Origin of the sequence: Rhizobium sp. NFR07, from assembly GCF_900111905.1 — a bacterium.
Classification (GTDB): domain Bacteria; phylum Pseudomonadota; class Alphaproteobacteria; order Rhizobiales; family Rhizobiaceae; genus Neorhizobium.
Window position 1 is genome coordinate 765,523 of sequence record NZ_FOKM01000001.1, and the last position, 18,241, is coordinate 783,763.

The following is an 18,241-nucleotide window of genomic DNA, read 5'->3' on the forward strand; positions in this document are numbered from 1 at the left end:
GAAGAGATGACACGTTACGTAATCATCGGCGCCGGTGCAGTCGGCGCAAGCCTTGCGGCACAATTCGAACTCTCCGGCCTCGACTATGTACTGGTCGGCCGCGGCGCACAGATCAGCCACATCATCGAGCACGGGCTGAGCTACCAGCGGCCCTCGGGCACGCGGCAGATCCGGCTGAAGGCGTTCGATCTTGGCGCCCCGCCGGAGTTGACGCCCGACGATATTCTTTTGCTGACGGTGAAGAGCCAGGATGCGGCGAGCGCGCTGGCCTTCTGGTCGTGGCGAAGCGTATCGAACGCCGCCGACATGGCGGCGAAAAACCTGCCGGTGGTTACCTTCCAGAATGGTCTGGCAACGGAAGCCACAGCGCTTAGAACCTTTGCCCATGTCTATGGCGCGAGCATCCTGACACCGGCCCGGTTTACCGAAACGGGCAAGGTGGTCGTGGGTGGCGATCCCGAAGTCGGCGTCGTCACCATCGGGCGCTTCCCATCCGGACGGGACGAGACGGCCAACCGGATTGCCGCAGACCTGAACCGCGCCGGTTATCTGGCCGAACCGAGTGCCGACATTCGCCGCTGGAAATCGGCGAAGCTCCTCCACAACGTTCGCAACGTGCTGGAACTGTTCGACGGCCCGGCCGACCTGCGGGCCGAAATCGGGGAGGCGCTGGTGGAGGAAGCCCGGCGCACCCTTCAGGCTGCGGGCCACAAGCTCGCATTGCCCTCGGAGCGCAGCATCGACATCTCGAACTGGCGCACCGCCCAGGACAGCGGCATTCAGCCGGGCCAGCAATCGACCTGGCAGAGCTTTACCCGCGGCGCGTCGAGCGAAGTCGATTTCCTCAATGGCGAAATCGTTCTCCTCGGCCGTCTTCATGGCCACCCGACGCCCTACAACGAAGCAGTTCAGGCGCTGGCCGGGAAACTGGCGCAACAGGGAGCGTTTTCGAGCCCGCTTCCCCTTGACGGGATCCTGTCGCTGGTGGACAACTCGGACCAGACAAGACAGACCGGTCTTGCTGCCGTAAACTGATCGGCTTCCTGTCGATCATGGGTAATGAAGCGACCATTTCGAAGCGAAGCAATGAGAGAAGCCATATCAGATCAGATCCTAACCGCAGCCGGCGCGCTTTTTTATCGCGAGGGCATCAGGGCGGTGGGCATCGACCGCATCATCGAGGAAGCCAATGTTGCCAAGGCAACGCTCTACCGGCATTTCCCCTCCAAAGATCATCTCGTCGCAGCCTACCTGCAGGCGCGCCATGAACGGGTCATCCGTTCCCTGCAGGACGTTCTCGATGCGACCATGGCGCCGCGCGAGCAGGTTCGAGTAATCTTCGATCGCCTGCACGACAAGGCAGACAGCCCCGAATTTCGCGGCTGCGCCTTCGCGCTTGCGGTTGCTGAACATGGCGATTCCGAACGGGTCGTCTCTGTCGCGCGCGCACACAAGGCGATGGTAAGGGGCATATTCGCCGCCATCATGTCTCGGGCAACCAGCCGGGCCGATCAGGCTGCGGCACATCTGTCGCTGCTCTACGAAGGTGCGCTTGCGACCGTAGCGGTGGAGCGGGATCCGAAGGCCGTCCTCGTCGCGCGCGATTGTGCCCTCGCCGTCTTCGACGTGGCGGCCTCGCCCAAAACATCCTCCTGAAAGAGCAGAGCATGACAAAAGTGATCGACTATTTCTTCAGCATCGGCTCGCCCTGGGCCTATATCGGCCTGGAACCATTTGCGGCACTGGCGAGCGAGCATGGCGCCACGGTCCACCCGTACGTCATTCCCCTGATCGAAGACAATGGCGGCATCTATTCGCGCAATCGCCCGGAGGCCCGCCGGGCTTACTGGACGAAAGACCTGAAGCGCTGGGCTGCATTGAGAGGCAAGGCGCTGAACTTCGACAACCGCGCGGCCCTTTCCGACCCGGCACCGGCCGGCCTTATGATCATCGCCGCCATCAGCGCCGGTCAGGACTGGCTCAAGCTGACGTCAGCGCTTCAGGAAGCCTTCTGGGGACGCGGTGAAGACATCGGCAATAGCGATGTCCGCCGGGCGATCGCCGAAGCCGCCGGCTTCGATGCGGCAGCACTGGATGAACAGGGGCAGAGCGATGCTGCCCAGGCGATCCGCGCATCAAGCTTCGAGACGGCCAAGGCCGCAGGCGTTTTCGGCGTCCCGACCTATCGTTACGAAGGCGAGCTTTACTGGGGGCAGGACAGCCTTCCGTTCCTGGAACGTCACCTTAAGGGCGAAAAGCTGGTCGCCTGATTTCCCTTATACGCGAGGCCACGCGCCGCGCCCGCGGCGTATCCGGCCTTGTCAGACAGACTGCAGGAGTTCCTCCATGTCTCTTTCCCTGCCGGGTTCCCTCGTCTCCAGTGAGTGGCTAGCCGCCCATCTCGACCATGCCGATCTCGTCATTCTCGACGGATCCTTCAAGCTGCCGGGTGTCACCCCCGTCGCCGCAGAGGATTTTGCAGCACGCCACATCCGCCAAGCGCGCTTCTTCGATATCGATGCCGTCGCCGATCACGACACAGCGCTGCCGCACATGCTGCCGTCGGCCGAAGCATTCGAACGCTACGCTGCCGACCTCGGCATCTCGAACCATAGCGTCGTCGTGGTCTATGACACGCCCGGCCTCATGTCGGCAGGCCGCGTCTGGTGGACTTTCAGGACCTTCGGTCATGACAAGGTTGCGGTTCTCGACGGAGGCCTGCGCAAATGGCTGGCGGAAGTCCGCCCGGTCACGGATGTGGTCGACCCCGTCACCAAGGGCAGCTTCCACGCGACGTTTGAAGCCGATGCCGTCCGCTCGAAGGCTCAAGTCCTCGCCAATCTCGAAAGCCGGACGGAGCAGGTCATCGACGCGCGTTCCGCCGCCCGCTTCACAGCAGAGGAAAAGGAGGCCCGCCCGGGCCTTCGTTCCGGTCACATTCCGGGCAGTTTCAACCTTCCCTTCAATGCGCTGAGCAATCCCGAGACCGGTGAAATCCGCGACATCAAGACCATTCGCGAAGCCTTCGAAAGCGCCGGACTGGATCTGTCTGCGCCTGTCATCGCCAGTTGCGGTTCAGGTGTCACGGCAGGGGCGCTCGCCTTTGGCCTGCATCTGATCGGCAAGGATGATGTCGCAATCTACGACGGCGCATGGACCGAATGGGGACAGCCGGGCGACACGCCGGTCGATACAGGCCCGGCCACGCGCGGTGACGCGAAGTGAGCGCCCTGCCCGCCTCCATTTCCGAGACGCTGAGCACCCGCTTCGCCGATCGGTTTTCGACCTCGCAGGCCCTGCGCGAACAGCATGGCCGCGGTGAATCTCACCACACTCCGGCAATTCCGGATGCCGTGATCTTTGCCGAGACCACGGAAGAAGTCTCCCAGATCGTAGGCCTCTGCGCAGCCGACGGAGTGCCTGTCATCGCCTTCGGCGCCGGCACCTCGCTCGAAGGCCATCTGACGGCAGTGCGCGGCGGCGTCTCCATCGATCTCTCCCGCATGTCGAACATCAACCGCATCAGCGCCGAGGATCTCCACTGCACGGTGGAAGCCGGCGTGACGCGGGAGCAGCTGAATACTCATCTGCGCGACATGGGCCTGTTCTTCCCGATCGATCCCGGCGCCAATGCCTCGATCGGTGGCATGACCGCGACACGCGCTTCGGGCACCAATGCCGTGCGCTACGGCACCATGCGCGAAAACGTGCTCGGGCTCACCGTTGTCCTGCCGAGCGGACAGATCATTCGCACCGGCGGCCGGGCGCGAAAATCTTCTGCCGGTTATGACCTGACCCGACTTTTCGTCGGCTCGGAAGGTACACTCGGCATCATCACCGAGGTGACGCTGCGGCTCTACGGCATTCCGGAGACGATTTCCGCCGCCCTCTGCTCGTTCGAAAGTGTCGAACAGGCCGTTTCGGCCGCCATCCAGGTGGTGCAGCTCGGCATTCCGGTCGCCCGCATGGAGCTGATGGATCGCGGCCTGATCAGGGCCGTCAACGCCTATTCCAATCTGTCGCTGAAGATCGAGGATACCCTCGCCTTCGAATTTCACGGTTCTCCGGCCGGCGTGCAGGAGCAGGTGGAGATGGTTGCCGCGATCGTCGAGGAAAATGGCGGGCGGGATTTCGAATGGGCCAATGCGGCGGAGGAACGGAACCGTCTCTGGAAAGCGCGTCACAGCGCCTTCTATGCCGTGGTCTCCCAACGCGAAAATGCCAAGGGCTGGTCGTCCGACGTCTGCGTTCCTGTTTCGCAATTGAGCGGCTGCATCCTGAAGACCCGCGAGTTGCTTGCAGATTGCAGCGTGCCGGCCGCCATTCTCGGCCATGTGGGCGACGGCAATTATCACGTTGTCTTCGCCGTCGATCCGGCCAACCAGACCGAACTCGATGAGGTCGCTGCGATCAACAAGAAGATGGTGCAATATGCCATCTCGGTTGGCGGCACGTCGACCGGCGAACATGGCGTCGGCACTGGCAAGATCGCCTATCTGCGGGCCGAACACGGCGATGCGGTTGATCTGATGGCGGTCATCAAGAACGCGATCGATCCAGCCGGCATCATGAATCCCGGAAAGATTTTGCCGGACTAGCCCTGTCCGGTTACCCTCAAGAAATGCACTCACCGCCAAGGATGCCGCCATGAATGCCTTCAAGCCGCACAGCTCCCACTGGGGTGCTTTTTCGGGTCGGTTGGAGGACGGCAGGCTTGAAATCCTGCCGCATCCGGGCGATCCCGATCCATCGCCGCTGCTTGGAAACATCCCGGCAGTGGCCCATAGCCCGGCACGCGTTCGGCGACCGGCAATCCGTCGTGGCTGGCTTGAGGGCAAGCCAGGCAATGCAGGGCAGCGCGGCAGGGACGACTATGTGGAAGTGAGCTGGCCGGAGGCGCTTGATCACGTGGCCAGGGAACTCGGCCGCATCTATGGCGAATCTGGCCCGACGGCCGTTTTCGGAGGTTCCTACGGCTGGTCGAGCGCCGGACGCTTTCACCACGCGCAAAGCCAGATCCATCGTTTTCTGAACGTGCTGGGCGGTTATGTGCGGTCGGTCAATACCTACAGTTCGGGTGCGGCATCGGTCATCATCCCGCATGTTCTGGGACCGTATGATACGTTCGATCGCAAGAGTGTGACCTGGGACGCCATAGAACGTAGCACAGAACTGGTCCTTGCCTTCGGCGGCATGGCGATCAAGAACGCGGATGTGCATGGCGGCGGCATCAGCAAGCATGTCGTGCGCGGCAAGCTCGGAGGAGCAAAGGCCCGCGGCGCCCGCTTCATCTCGATCAGCCCGTTGAAAGACGATTTTTCCGGCGAGCTGGATGCGGAATGGCTCCCCATCATTCCGGGCACCGACGTGGCGCTTATGCTCGGCCTCGCCCATGTCCTCGTTAGCGAAAACCTGCATGACCGAGCTTTCCTCGACCGCTATACGGTCGGTTACGAACGGTTCGAGGACTATCTTCTCGGCCGCAGCGATGGACAGCCCAAGACTGCCGATTGGGCCGCCGGCATCTGCGGCATTGGCGCCGATGTTATTCAGGATCTTGCCCGCGCCACCGCCCGCGCGAGGACACTGATCACCGTCAGCCACTCGCTGCAACGCGCCGATTACGGCGAACAGCCGGTCTGGATGGGCATCGTGCTTGCCGCCATGCTCGGGCAGATCGGACTGGATGGCGGCGGTTATTCCTATTCGCTCGGCGCGCTCGGCAATATCGGCAAAAACCAGCAGGCCGTTCCGCTGCCGACATTCAGCCAGCTCAGGAATCCCGTTGGCGATTACATTCCCGTAGCGCGCATCGCCGACATGCTGCTCAACCCGGGCGGCGCATTCGACTACAACGGCCATTCTTTGAAATATCCGGACATCCGTCTCGTCTATTGGGCGGGCGGCAATCCGTTTCATCACCACCAGGATATCAACAGGCTGCGGGCCGCATTCCGGCGGCCGGAAACGATCATCGTCCACGAAACCGCGTGGACATCGACCGCCCGGCACGCGGACATCGTCTTGCCGGCAACGACCACCCTGGAGCGTGACGATATCGGCGCGGCAGACCGCGACGACCTGATGATCGCCATGAAGAAGCTGATCGATCCGGTCGGCGAGGCGCGGGACGACTACGATATCTTTTCCGAAATCGCCCGCCGTCTCGGCAAGTTCGATAGCTTCACCGAAGGCAAAACCAGTGGCGAATGGCTGGCCTTCCTGTTCGAGACCACGCGCACGGCGCTTGCTGGCGCAGGCCATGATGCGCCGGACTTCGAGACCTTCTGGGAACGCGGCGAACTGCGCCTGCCGGTGAAACCCGACGAGGGTGGCCCGGCCCATGCCTTCCGGCAGGATCCGTCAGTTGCGCCGCTTCAGACGCCGTCCGGCAGAATCGAAATTTTCTCCGAGACGATCGATGAATTCGGTTACGACGACTGCCACGGCCATCCGAAATGGTACCCTGCCAGACTGGAAACCGGTGAGACCCGCTTCCCCCTGCATCTGGTCTGCAATCAGCCGCACCAGCGCCTTCACAGCCAGCTTGATTACGGCGATTTCAGCCGCTCGACAAAGATCAGGGATCGCGAGCCGATTCGCATCAATCCGGCGGACGCTGAGGCACGCGGCATAGCGGATGGCGATATCGTTCGTCTGTTCAACAGCCGTGGCAGCTGCCTTGCCGCAGCCGTACTGAGCGAAAGCGTCAAGAAGGGCGTCATGCAGCTGGCAACCGGCGCATGGTTCGAGCCTGAAGACCGCACGGCCGAGACGGCGATGTGCATTCACGGCAACCCCAACATCCTCACCCGCGACGTCGGCACCTCGAAACTCGCCCAAGGCTGCACCGGCCAGATCACCACGGTCGAGGTCGAACGGTTTACCGGCGAACTGCCGCCAGTGCGGATCTTCGAGCGAATGATGTTCGCGCAGGAGAAGACCTGAGACGGGGCGGCGATCGCATTGATGCGCCCGGCACCCGTCATCCCATCCTTTTATTACGCCTTGAAAAAGCACATCCCAACGCGCTCACATAAGGCGACAAAATAATCCATAAATTCGATAGAAAAAGAATAACCAGTCTTTCTCATCCCGCCTGCCCTGATAGGCTAAGCGTCATCATCTTCTTGTCAAAGATCATAGGGGACAGCGTCATGATCGAGATATGTACCGCCTGGCGCGCTCCTTACACTAGGCAGCCTATCAAGGCCGTCTGACCGCGGCAGCGCCGCAGCTCGTTCATCACATTTTCAAACCGGCATTTGATCGCGCGGCATGCAGTCGCGGCGACGGCGGATCTTTGCGTGCGCTGCATCGAAAGCCGTGCCCGGCGGAAGCCTGGAAACAAGCACAACCGAACCATCAGGATCACCATTCATGACCGAACGTTCCTCCCTTCTCTCCTTTTCCCGGCGTCGCCTTCTCGTCGGCGCGTCCATCGCAGCAGCGCTTGCCGTCACTACCACGGCCGGCTTCAATCCTGCTCTGGCCGCCGACAGTCCGCGCGACGGCGGTGACATCACCTTCCTCATCGACTCGCTCGGCGACACCTGGATCCCCAACAACAGCGCCATCTCCAGCTTCCAGGGCCATATCTGGGGCCACGTCACCGACAAGCTTCTCTATGTCGATGCCGAGGGCAAGGTCAGCCCGTGGCTGGTGGAACGCTGGGAGCAGAATGACGGCGCTACCGAATTCACGCTCCATCTGAAGAACGGTGTTACGTTCTCCGATGGCGAACCGCTCGATGCGGCAGCGGTCGTCGCCAATCTCGATATCTGGTATGCCGGCCGCAAGAACGAAGGCATCAACCCGATCGGCCTCTTCCCCAAGACCTATGACCACGCGGAGGCCGTCGATACGGCAACCGTGAAAGTCTTCTTCAAGAAGCCGACGCTCGGCTTCATCCCGACGCTCGGCTATCACGGCTCGATCCTGATCTCGCCGAAAAGCATCGCGCAGCCGGCCTCGGAACAGGCGGACCTGAGCAAAACCGCCGGCAGCGGCCCTTACGTGGTCGAGAGCTGGAAGGAAGGCGACCACGTCACGCTGGTAAAGCGCAAGGACTATAACTGGGGGCCGGCGGCTGTCGGCCATACCGGCCCGGCCTTCCTCGATACGATCACCTACAAGCTGGTCTCGGAACCATCACTGCGCGTGGCATCTGTCCAGTCGGGACAGGCGGATGTCGCCTATAACGCCTCGCCCCAGGAACTGAAGTCCCTCAAGGAGGAGGGGTTTACCGTCGCGACCCCGCGCTATCTCGGCTTCGTCAACGGCTGGGCAGTCAACACCAAGCTTCCTCCCTATGACGACGTGAAGGTGCGCCAGGCACTACAGGCCGGCATCAACCGCCAGGAAATCATCGACACGGTCTATACGCCGGACTGGCATCTCGCGACGTCCTTCATCCAGAGCAACGTGCCCGGCGCCACCGACCAGAGCGCACTCCTGGCCTATGATCCGGCGAAAGCCGAAAAACTGCTCGACGAGGCGGGCTGGACGAAGGGCGCAAACGGCATCCGCGCCAAGGACGGCAAGCAACTCACCTTGACGCTGCACTCCAACCCCTATCTGGCGACGTCCAAGTCGGTCGACGAACTCATCGCCCAGCAGCTCGGCAAGCTCGGCTGGAAGGTCGATATCCGCGCCTATGACGTCGTCACCTACGGCGAAAAGGTGAAATATGGCGGCCCCGCCATCCCGACCTATGAAGTGACGCGCAGCTTCATCGACGCGGGCACCGTCGCCGGCATTCTGACCAACGCCAATAATGGCGAGAACTGGTTTGCCCTTGATGATCGCGACACGGTGCTGAACGGTCTGCGCGACAAGATCGCCGGCGCGGCCTCCGCCGAAGAACGCAATCCCCTTCTTGACGAACTGCAGCATTACGTTCTCGAACAGGGCTATTTCGTCCCGCGCACGCAGATCGTCCAGCGCATCTACGTGCAATCGCCGACGCTGAAGGGCGAGGTCTATAACGGCGTCGCCTATGCCAGCTACTACACGGCCTTTATCGCCGACTGAGCCCGTTCCAGAAATCTGATGTGAGAGGGCCTTCCGCGTGAGCAATGCCTATCTGACCTATGCAGCAAAGCGGCTCGGCCAGGCGGTCGTGGTCATACTGCTGGCCTATATCTTTACCTTCGTGGTCGTCAGCATTCTGCCTGGCGACCCGGTCACCAGCGTCCTGCGCAATCCGCAGAACGGCTTCACCGAAGAGGAAATCGCCGAGATCATCGCGGCACAGGGTCTGGACAAGCCGATCATCGTCCAGCTCTGGAACGCGCTTTCCGGCTTCCTCACCGGCGATCTCGGCATGTCGATGCGATCCAACCGGCCAGTGTCGACGTTGATCGCCGAGGTGCTGCCCTCGACGCTCATCCTCGCATCGGCAGGCCTTGCGGTGGCGCTGGTCCTGGCGATGCTCGTCGCCTATGGCACGCGCTTCGTGCCGAAGAAATACGGACAGGGTCTTTTGCGCGGCTTTCCCTCGCTCTTCCTGTCGGTACCGAATTTCGTCATCGGCCTCATGCTGATCCATATCTTCGGTTTCCAGCTCGGCCTGTTCCGCGTCATTAACCCCGACAGCTTCTGGGCCACCCTGTTTGCGGCAATCGCGCTCGGCATTCCCGTGTCGGCGCAGATCGCGGAGGTGTTGATCGCCAATCTCGACAGGGAGGCGGAGCAGGAATATGCAGCCGTCGCCCGCAGCCGCGGCATCGGGCAGGCCCGGCTTTTCGCCACTCATCTCCTGAAACCCGCTTCGCTTCCCGTCGTCACCGTCGTGGCGCTCACGATCGGCGAACTTCTTGGCGGCTCCCTGATCACCGAAACGGTGTTCGGACGCACCGGCATCGGCAGCCTCGTGCAGCGGTCGGTCAGCACCCAGGACCTGCCGGTGCTGCAGGCTGTCGTTTCGCTCGGGGCCGTCGTCTTCGTGCTCGTCAACCTGATCGCCGACCTCCTCTACCCGCTGCTCGACCCGCGCGTAAAAATCATCGGCGGCCGAAAGCGCAGTCCGACCACGGCCGACGAAACGGCCATCGGTGCAACCAAGGCGGTGACGCCATGAGCTTCGTTTCCAACGCAAGGTCTCGCAGCCTAGGTTCCGGCGGCCTGCTCGCAGGCTTTCATGTGCCGGCCACCGTCGCGCTCTCCCTGCTGATCGTGGCGATCGTGCTCGCATGGTCGGTTCTGCCGGGCCTGTTCACCAGCTACAGCCCTGTTGTCGGCGTGCCGGCCGACAAGCTCCTTGGCCCCAGCGCCCTACACTGGTTTGGCACCGATCACCTCGGCCGCGACGTTTATGCCCGGGTCGTCTACGGCACCGCCTCCTCGGTATCGAGCGCGCTCATTGCCGTGGTCATCGGCGTGGTCGTCGGCGGCCTGATCGGCCTGATATCCGGCTTCCTCGGCGGCTGGGTGGACGTCGTCTTCGCCCGGCTTGTGGATGTCCTCCTGGCGATCCCGAAATTCCTGCTCGCCGTCATCGTCGTCACCGCGATCGGTTTCGAGACGATCAACGCAGCCATTGCCACCGGCGTTTCGGCGGTCGCGATCTTCGCCCGCGTGACCCGCGCCGAGGTCATCAAGACGCGGCAGGCGACATTCGTCGAGGCGGCGTATCTGTCGGGCGGTTCGCGCTGGTTCATCCTCTGGCGCCACGTCCTGCCCAATGCCTCGCGCTCGGTTCTGCCGCTCGCGGTCCTGCAGTTCGGTGAGTCGATCCTGGTGATCGCCAGCCTCGCCTTCCTCGGCTACGGCGACCCGCCGCCGGCCTCCGACTGGGGTCTGCTGATCTCGATCGGCAAGGATTACCTCAAATGGCCATGGCTCGTTTACGCCCCGGCCTTCGTCACCATCTTAACCGTCCTCTCCGTGAACAGGATCAGCCGATGGCTTCGCAAGACAGACTGACGCCCACTCTCCTTCACCCGACAACTACCGCCCCGCTTCTCAAGGTCCGCAACCTTTCGGTTTCCTATGACCGACAGGAGGTCGTACACGATGTCGGCTTTGAACTGGGACGCGGCAAGAGCCTCGCGCTGATCGGCGAATCCGGTTCCGGCAAGTCCACCATTGCCCGCGCCCTGTTGAGGCTCCTGCCAGGTGGTGCTGCGGCTTCCGGACATGTCGAATTCGGTGGGCAGGATGTGCTGGCATTGCCGGAACGGCGGTTCCGCCCCCTGCGCGGTCGGGCGATAGGCTTCGTCCCGCAGGATCCAGGCAATGCGCTGAACCCGGTGCGCAAGATCGGGGTGCAAGCAATGGAGGCGGCCGCACTGACCGGCGAGACGGATGCTGCCATCCGCAAGGCACTCATTCTGGAAACCTTTGCGCAGGTCGGCCTCGACAACCCGCAACGGGTCTATGATTCCTATCCGCATCAGCTGTCCGGCGGCATGCTGCAGCGCGTGCTGATCGGCCTTGCGGTCCTGCCGCGCCCGGCCCTTCTGGTGGCCGACGAACCAACCTCGGCACTCGACGTCACCATCCAGAAGCGCATTCTCGATCTCTTGTCCCGCCTGCAACAGGATCTGGATATCAGCCTGCTTCTCATCACCCATGATCTCGCGATCGCGGCCGAGCGAACCGATGGTCTGGTCGTCTTGAAGAACGGCTCCGTGCAGGAGGCCGGGCGGACATCGGCCGTCTTTTCATCACCGGCTTCCGCCTATGCACGCAAACTGCATGCCGATGTCCCGGCCCTCAATCCCGATCGTTATGTGAAGCTGCGAGATCCGAGCCTGCACCGGCACGAAGGCGGGCAAGCCCCAAAAATCGAGGTCAGCGCCGTCACCAAGACATTCGCGGTCGATGGCAAGGTTCTGACGGCCGTGGACAACGTCTCCTTCACCGTTCCCGCCGGCACCACCCACGCCCTGGTCGGCGAATCCGGCTCGGGCAAGACGACAACGATCCGGCTACTGCTCGGCTTGGACGAGCCGGACAGTGGAAAGATCTCGGTTGCAGGCGAACGGGTTTCCGGGCGCTCGCAGCAATCCCTGCGCTCGGTCTGGCGACACCTTCAACTGGTCTACCAGAATCCGTTCACCTCGCTGGATCCGACCTGGACCGTCGAACGCTTGGTGCGCGAACCGGTCGACCGCTTCAGGATCGGGACACCTCTGGAAAGGTCTGAACAGGTGCGCGAGGCGCTGGCCAATGTAGGTCTGGGCGAACACCTTTTGACCCGCAAACCGGGAGCCCTATCGGGCGGGCAGCGGCAGCGCGTGGCGATCGCCCGCTCTCTGGTGCTGAAGCCGGATGTGATCGTGCTCGACGAACCGACATCCGCCCTCGATGTCAGCGTGCAGGCGGATATCGTCGAGGTTCTGCTGACGCTGCAGGCAAGGCTCGGCCTCACCTATATCTTCGTGTCCCATGACCTGGCGCTGGTTCGCCAGCTTGCACATACCGTTTCCGTGATGAGGCGGGGCAGCGTCGTCGAGCAGGGAAGTGTGGCGGATATCTTCGAGAATCCGCAGCACGCCTACACCGCCTCTCTGCTGGAATCGATCCCGTCAGGCATCTCCGCAACGCGGCCGCTGGTTCAGCCGAAACAGCGACGTGTTGCAAGACAGGAGCAGATCGCATGACCATCGCTCTCTCCTCCGGCACCCTGCCCGCATCATTCCGCCCGAAACAGCGACTGGGCTTCAACACCCGTGTGTCATTCAATGACGACGCCGGACCGGCGCAGGGCCTGCGCGACGGCATCGAACTGTTCAAACAGGCCGAGCGCCTGGGCTACCAGTCGGGCTGGGCCTATCAGCGGCACTTCGACCACTACCTATCCTCGCCGCTCCCATTCTTCGCAGCAGTCGGCCAGCACACGAGCCGCATTACGCTCGGCTCGGCGGTCATACCGATGCGCTACCAGGACCCGATCCTGCTCGCCGAAGCGGCAGGCACGACCGATCTCCTGATCGACGGGCGACTGGAACTCGCCATCTCGACCGGCGCCAATGCAGCCTTCGACGCCGTATTCGGCGCTGTCGATACGGATGCCCGAACCGAGGCAAAGCGGCGGCAGGCGCGATTTCTCTCGGCGATTTCCGGCGAGGTTCTCCACACGGTCACCGAGCCCGGCCAGGGCGCGCCGCAAGGAGCGGAGCTGCGGGTCACGCCGCACAGTCCGACATTGCGATCGCGAATACGGCAGGGTTCAGCCAGCCTGAATTCCGCCGTGCAGGCCGCCGAGCTCGGTATCGGTCTCATCAGCGGCACGGTGCTGCACGATCATGATGAAGGCGAGACCTTCGGCGCCTATCAGGCCCGCATCATCGATGCCTATCGCAGCAACTGGAACAGGATATGGGGGACGGAGGCGCCGCCGGTCGCCGTCGCCGCGTCCATCCTGGTCGGCACAACGACGGAACTGCGCGACAGATATGCGGCCTATGATCTCGAGCGTCGCACGAAGGGCATCGCCGCATCGCGTCCCAAGGGCGCGCTGGCGCCTCCTCGCCAGCCGGAAGGCGCACAGATTTCACCGGTATTCCAGGGAACGCCGGATCAGGTCATCGAAGCGGTGTTCAACGATCCGGGCCTCGCGGCCGCAGACGAGATCGTTCTCTTCCTACCGCCGGCCTTCGGGCTTGCCGAAAACATCCGGCTCCTCGCCGATCTCGCACAGACGGTCGCACCCGCATTCGGCTGGTCACCCACATCCGGCTCATAACCTGCCTGTAACGCCGCCCATGCAATCACGATGGTCGACACGCCTAAATCAAGCATCGCGACAGAGAATATTTTCTACATAATCGATAGAAAAAGAACGGTCTGTCTTCCTCATCACCTGCACCCTGCATAACCTTTCGACACTGGTCGGCAATTTCAAGGAGCTCCCATGACCGCGGAATTTATCAGCGTTAGCTTTCCCAACGCGTCGAATGACCTGAACCCCATTCCGGATGCGCCTGTCGACCCCCTGTTTCTGGAGCGCTATGCCCGATCTCTTGACGATTACGGCTTCAACTACACGCTCATCCCCTATTCCTCCTCGTCCTTCGATCCTTTCACGCTCGGCGCGACGGTTCTCGCCCATACGAAGCACATCAAGATCATCGTGGCGCTGAGGCCGAACACCGTCTACCCGACGGTCGCCGCAAAATCGCTCGCCACCCTCGATCAGCTGAGCGGCGGTCGCGTGGTCGTTCACTTCATCGCCGGCGGCAGTGACGAGGAGCAGGCCCGTGAGGGTGACTTCCTCAACAAGGAGGAGCGTTACGAGCGCCAGGAGGAATATATCCGCATCCTGCGCCTCGCCTGGACGTCGAAGGAGCCATTCGATTTCGACGGGAAATATTACCAGTTCAAGCAGTTCCGCAGCGCTGTGCGTCCGACAAACGGGCTCATCCCGATTTCGCTCGGCGGGTCGTCGGATGCCGCCTACCGGATCGGCGGCTCGCTCTGCGATATCTTCGGCCTGTGGGGTGAACCGTTGGCGGAAACCAAGCAGCAGATCGACCGCGTCTATGCGGAGGCCGAAAAGGCCGGCCGAACGGACCGCCCGCGCATCTGGGTGACCTTCCGTCCGATCGTCGCCGAAACCGACGATCTGGCCTGGCAGAAGGCACACAAGGTGCTCGATCAGCTGAATGCCAACCGCCAGAAGGGGCTCGCGCGCGCACCGATCAATGCCGCGCCGCCGGCCAATGTCGGCTCACAGCGCCTGCTCGATATCGCCAAACGCGGCGACGTGCATGATCGCGCCCTCTGGTATCCGACGGTCACCGCCACCAATGCCAGCGGCGCCACGACCGCGCTCGTCGGTTCGCCGCGCACCATCGCCGATTCCATTCTCGACTATATCGATCTCGGCGCCGACCTGATCTCCATCCGCGGCTACGACAATTACAACGATGCGGTCGATTACGGCCGTTACATCCTGCCGCTCGTCCGCGAAGGGCTTCGCGATCGGGAAGAGGCGAAGCGAAAGACCGCAGCCTGATCGTGCGTGAGGTCCGGGCCTACCGGACCTCGTTTTGTCCCGGCAGAGCCGGACCCGGCCACCTTTCTCTCTCGACAGCCAGAAAGCATCGAACCGCATGTCCTACGATCCAACCGCCCTCGACGCCGCCGCGCGCGCGCTCGCAGACGCCGCACCGGAGGCGGATCAGACCGGTCAGTTTCCCTGGGCCGGTATCAATGCCGTTCATCAGGCCGGCCTCTTGGAGAGCACCGTGGCAACCCGCTATGACGGCAGCGGCGGCACGCTTGCCGATGCGGCCCACATCCTTTCCGCGCTGGGACGTGGGGACCCATCGGTAGCGCTCATCAGTGCCATGACGATCTTCAATCATCTCGGCCAGGCGACGAAGAACCACTGGCCGGAAGACCTTTACCGGCGTCTGCTCGGAGAAGCGAAGCAACGTCCCCTCTTGCTCAACGCTGCGCGAGTAGAACCTGAACTCGGCTCGCCGGCCCGTGGCGGCCTGCCGGCTACCCGCGCACGTCGCACCGCAAAGGGCTGGTCGATCACCGGCCGCAAACGTTTCGTCACCGGCGCACACGGGTTGACGCATTTCCTCGTATGGGCGCATACGGACGAAACCCCGGCACGGGTTGGAACCTTCGTCGTTGCCAACGGCCTGCCGGGCATTAGGATCATCGAGAACTGGAAGAGCCTCGGCATGCGGGCGACAGGCTCGCATGACGTCGAATATACCGATGTCGAGATACCGGCGGAAAACGTGCTCGACCTCGTCGATCCGTCTGTCGCCCAGCAAGACAACCGCGCGCACGCGGCGATCAACCTGGCTCTGACAGCGCTCTATCTCGGAGCCGCCGAGGCTGCGCAGGAAACCTTCATCCGCTTCGCGCATGAGCGCGTGCCGGCCAATCTCGGCCATCCGATCGCCCGTACGGAACGCTTCGTCACGCTTTCGGGCGAGATCGACCTGCTGGTTTCCGGCGCTCGACAGCTTATTTTCGGGGCACTGGAGCGCAACACCGGCGATGCGGAGCCGCTGATACGGGCGCGCCTGCTTGCCGGTCGCCAGATCCGCGAGGCCGTCGAGATCGCCGTACGCGGCATCGGCAATCCCGGCCTCAATGCCGATCTCGGCCTCGAGCGGCATTTCCGCGATGTCCAGTCCGTCCTGGTGCACGCGCCGCAGGAGGACACGTCGATCTCGATCCTGGGTCGTGCCGCCTTCAACCGGTCGGAGCGTTCCCAGAATGCCCCTTCTCCGGACTATCCGGCAGCCATTTCCATATTGAAGACAGCCTGACTGAGGCAAGGGCACCCTCAATCGGGACCTGCCGCTGAACCTACACTGAAAGGGAACTGAATGAGCAACAACCTGATCGTCGGCTTCTCCGGCAATATCGCCCGCCCGTCGAGCACAAGGCGTTTCGTCGAAACCGTGACTGAAACGCTGGCCAGGCAATCCGGCCTGGAGCACGCGGTCTTCGACGTCGAGGACCTCGGCACTTCGCTGGCGGCAGCAAGATCCGTCGCCGATCTCAACCCGGCAGCGCGCAGGGTGATCCGCACGATCATCGAGGCCGAAGCCCTGGTGATCGGGTCACCGACCTACAAGGGCAGCTATACCGGCCTTTTCAAACATGTCATCGATCTGCTCGATCCATCCGACCTGCGCGGCAAGCCGATCATCCTGACGGCAACCGGCGGCGGGGATCGCCATTCGCTTGTCGTAGAGCACCAGCTGCGCCCGCTTTTCGCGTTCTTCGAAGCCTTTGTGACCCCGACCGCGATCTATGCCTCGGGCCGTGACTTCGTCGAGGGAGCCCCCTCCCCCGTCATCCTCGGTCGCGTGAACCAGGCTCTGGCGGAAGCCTCGCTGCTTATCAGCGCGCGCTCCATCTCCTCGGCGATCGCAGCGGAGTAAACCGCAGCCTTCAACCGGCGCTGGACACCCGACACCGACGGTGCCCTCGACAAGACCGGCTCCCGGGCAACCTGGGCCGGCAAATACCCGGCAAGTAGATTATTCGGCGTTTCGCCGAAGCAAAGCGATTTTGCTCTCATTTCGCGCACCAGAATAGAACGCGACCATGTTGATAGATTTGGTCGCGATACTTAGCCTTTTGCAACAGGTTGGGCCACGCCTTGGCGAGGATACGCCGTTCACAATGTCATTGCGGGGAAGCATGCGCTTCATCGCGTTCACCTAAATTATTCGCCGGATGGGATACTCATGAGCGCACGTGGTCCTTCGACGCTTGGCGTCAATTTCAATCGCAGCAAGGCAATGGGAGCCGCATTCGGCATCGCCGCAATGCTGATAGCCGGACAGGCCGCCGCCGAAGGCAAGATCAGGATCGCGCAGCAGTTCGGCATCTCCTACCTGATCCTCGACGTCATCCGCGACCAGAAGCTTATTGAGAAACACGGCAAGGAAGCCGGTGTCGATATCGAGGTCGACTGGGCGAGCATTTCCGGCGCGACGGCCATGAACGAGGCGCTTCTCGCCAACAATCTCGACATCGTTTCGGCAGGCGTGCCCCCGGCATTGACGATGTGGGATCGGACCGGAGGTGACGTCAAGCTGGTCGCGGCCCTCGGCTCCCTGCCGAACTATCTCATCACCACCAATCCGGACGTCAAGACGCTGAAGGATTTCAGCGACAAGGACCGTATCGCAGTGCCGGCGGCCGGCGTCGGCTTCCAGTCACGCACGCTGCAGATCGAGGCGGCTAAGCTCTTCGGCCAGGAGAATTTCCAGAAGCTCGACCAGATCTCCATCAGCCTGCCGCATCCGGACGCGACCGCGGCGCTGATCTCGGGGGCGACCGAGGTCAACTCGCACTTTTCCTCGGCGCCATTCTATTACCAGGCACTGCAGGGCAACAAGGCAGTACACAAGGTGATCAGCTCCTACGACATCCTCGGCGGGCCGGCGACCTTCAACGTCCTCTACACCACCACGGCCTTCCATGACGAAAACCCGAAGACCTATGCGGCCTTCTACGCCGCCTTGGGCGAGGCGGCGAAATGGATCAATGCCAACAAGGAAAAGGCGGCGGAAACCTTCATCCGCCAGCAGGGCTCGAAGCTTTCGCCCGAACTCGTCCTCGAAATCATCAACGATCCCGAGAACGATTTCACCATCGTTCCGCAAAATACCTTCGTCTATGCCACCGAGCTGCACAAGCTTGGCGTCCTGAAGACCGAGGCCGGCTCCTGGAAGGATTACTTCTTCCAGGAAGCCCATGGCGAGAACGGCGGCTGAGGCCATCCCTCACAACCTTCACGACCCGG

The 18,241-nt window shown here is 62.5% G+C and carries 15 protein-coding genes; all 15 read left to right on the forward strand.

From position 1 onward, the window contains the following. Positions 1–6: 6 nt before the first annotated feature. The 15 genes from BM216_RS03380 (at position 7) to BM216_RS03450 (ending at position 18,212) form a co-directional block, all read left to right on the forward strand. A complete protein-coding gene (locus BM216_RS03380) occupies positions 7–1,035 on the forward strand; it encodes a ketopantoate reductase family protein (protein WP_092994842.1) in 1,029 nt (342 codons plus the stop codon). 51 nt (positions 1,036–1,086) lie between these two features. Next, positions 1,087–1,656, forward strand: coding sequence for a TetR/AcrR family transcriptional regulator (locus BM216_RS03385; protein WP_092994845.1), 570 nt, complete (start codon positions 1,087–1,089; stop codon positions 1,654–1,656). Between the two features lie 11 nt (positions 1,657–1,667). Next, positions 1,668–2,270 (forward strand): 2-hydroxychromene-2-carboxylate isomerase, encoded by a 603-nt coding sequence (locus BM216_RS03390; RefSeq protein WP_092994848.1) that lies wholly within the window; start codon positions 1,668–1,670, stop codon positions 2,268–2,270. Positions 2,271–2,346: 76 nt separating this feature from the next. Beyond that, positions 2,347–3,225, forward strand: coding sequence for a 3-mercaptopyruvate sulfurtransferase (sseA, locus tag BM216_RS03395; RefSeq protein ID WP_092994851.1), 879 nt, complete (start codon positions 2,347–2,349; stop codon positions 3,223–3,225). Continuing rightward, positions 3,222–4,598 carry an FAD-binding oxidoreductase gene (locus BM216_RS03400; protein ID WP_092994854.1) on the forward strand — a complete coding sequence of 459 codons (1,377 nt, stop codon included), beginning with the start codon at positions 3,222–3,224 and terminating at the stop codon, positions 4,596–4,598. The genes sseA and BM216_RS03400 overlap by 4 nt, the downstream gene beginning before the upstream one ends. Before the next feature lie 49 nt (positions 4,599–4,647). Beyond that, entirely contained in the window at positions 4,648–6,948 is a 2,301-nt protein-coding gene (locus BM216_RS03405; RefSeq protein WP_092994857.1) for a molybdopterin guanine dinucleotide-containing S/N-oxide reductase, read from the forward strand. 432 nt (positions 6,949–7,380) lie between these two features. Beyond that, the gene (locus tag BM216_RS03410) at positions 7,381–9,033 is read left to right on the forward strand and encodes an ABC transporter substrate-binding protein (protein WP_092994860.1); all 1,653 of its coding nucleotides are present in this window, start codon (positions 7,381–7,383) and stop codon (positions 9,031–9,033) included. A gap of 37 nt (positions 9,034–9,070) precedes the next feature. Then, positions 9,071–10,081 (forward strand): ABC transporter permease, encoded by a 1,011-nt coding sequence (locus BM216_RS03415; RefSeq protein WP_092994863.1) that lies wholly within the window; start codon positions 9,071–9,073, stop codon positions 10,079–10,081. Beyond that, complete coding sequence (locus tag BM216_RS03420; protein ID WP_092994866.1) at positions 10,078–10,926, forward strand: ABC transporter permease; 849 nt, start codon at positions 10,078–10,080, stop codon at positions 10,924–10,926. Before BM216_RS03415 ends, BM216_RS03420 begins: the two co-directional genes overlap by 4 nt. Continuing rightward, positions 10,905–12,608, forward strand: a complete 1,704-nt coding sequence (locus BM216_RS03425) for a dipeptide ABC transporter ATP-binding protein (RefSeq protein ID WP_092994869.1) — start codon at positions 10,905–10,907, stop codon at positions 12,606–12,608. Before BM216_RS03420 ends, BM216_RS03425 begins: the two co-directional genes overlap by 22 nt. Continuing rightward, positions 12,605–13,693 carry an LLM class flavin-dependent oxidoreductase gene (locus BM216_RS03430; protein WP_092994872.1) on the forward strand — a complete coding sequence of 363 codons (1,089 nt, stop codon included), beginning with the start codon at positions 12,605–12,607 and terminating at the stop codon, positions 13,691–13,693. The genes BM216_RS03425 and BM216_RS03430 overlap by 4 nt, the downstream gene beginning before the upstream one ends. Positions 13,694–13,861: 168 nt before the next feature. Next, a complete protein-coding gene (locus BM216_RS03435; protein ID WP_092994875.1) occupies positions 13,862–14,965 on the forward strand; it encodes an LLM class flavin-dependent oxidoreductase in 1,104 nt (367 codons plus the stop codon). 97 nt (positions 14,966–15,062) lie between these two features. After that, the gene (locus BM216_RS03440) at positions 15,063–16,247 is read left to right on the forward strand and encodes an acyl-CoA dehydrogenase family protein (protein WP_092994878.1); all 1,185 of its coding nucleotides are present in this window, start codon (positions 15,063–15,065) and stop codon (positions 16,245–16,247) included. Between the two features lie 60 nt (positions 16,248–16,307). After that, a complete protein-coding gene (locus BM216_RS03445) occupies positions 16,308–16,868 on the forward strand; it encodes an NAD(P)H-dependent oxidoreductase (RefSeq protein WP_092994881.1) in 561 nt (186 codons plus the stop codon). A 309-nt stretch (positions 16,869–17,177) separates the two neighbouring features. Then, positions 17,178–18,212 carry an ABC transporter substrate-binding protein gene (locus tag BM216_RS03450; RefSeq protein ID WP_210217015.1) on the forward strand — a complete coding sequence of 345 codons (1,035 nt, stop codon included), beginning with the start codon at positions 17,178–17,180 and terminating at the stop codon, positions 18,210–18,212. Positions 18,213–18,241 lie beyond the last annotated feature (29 nt).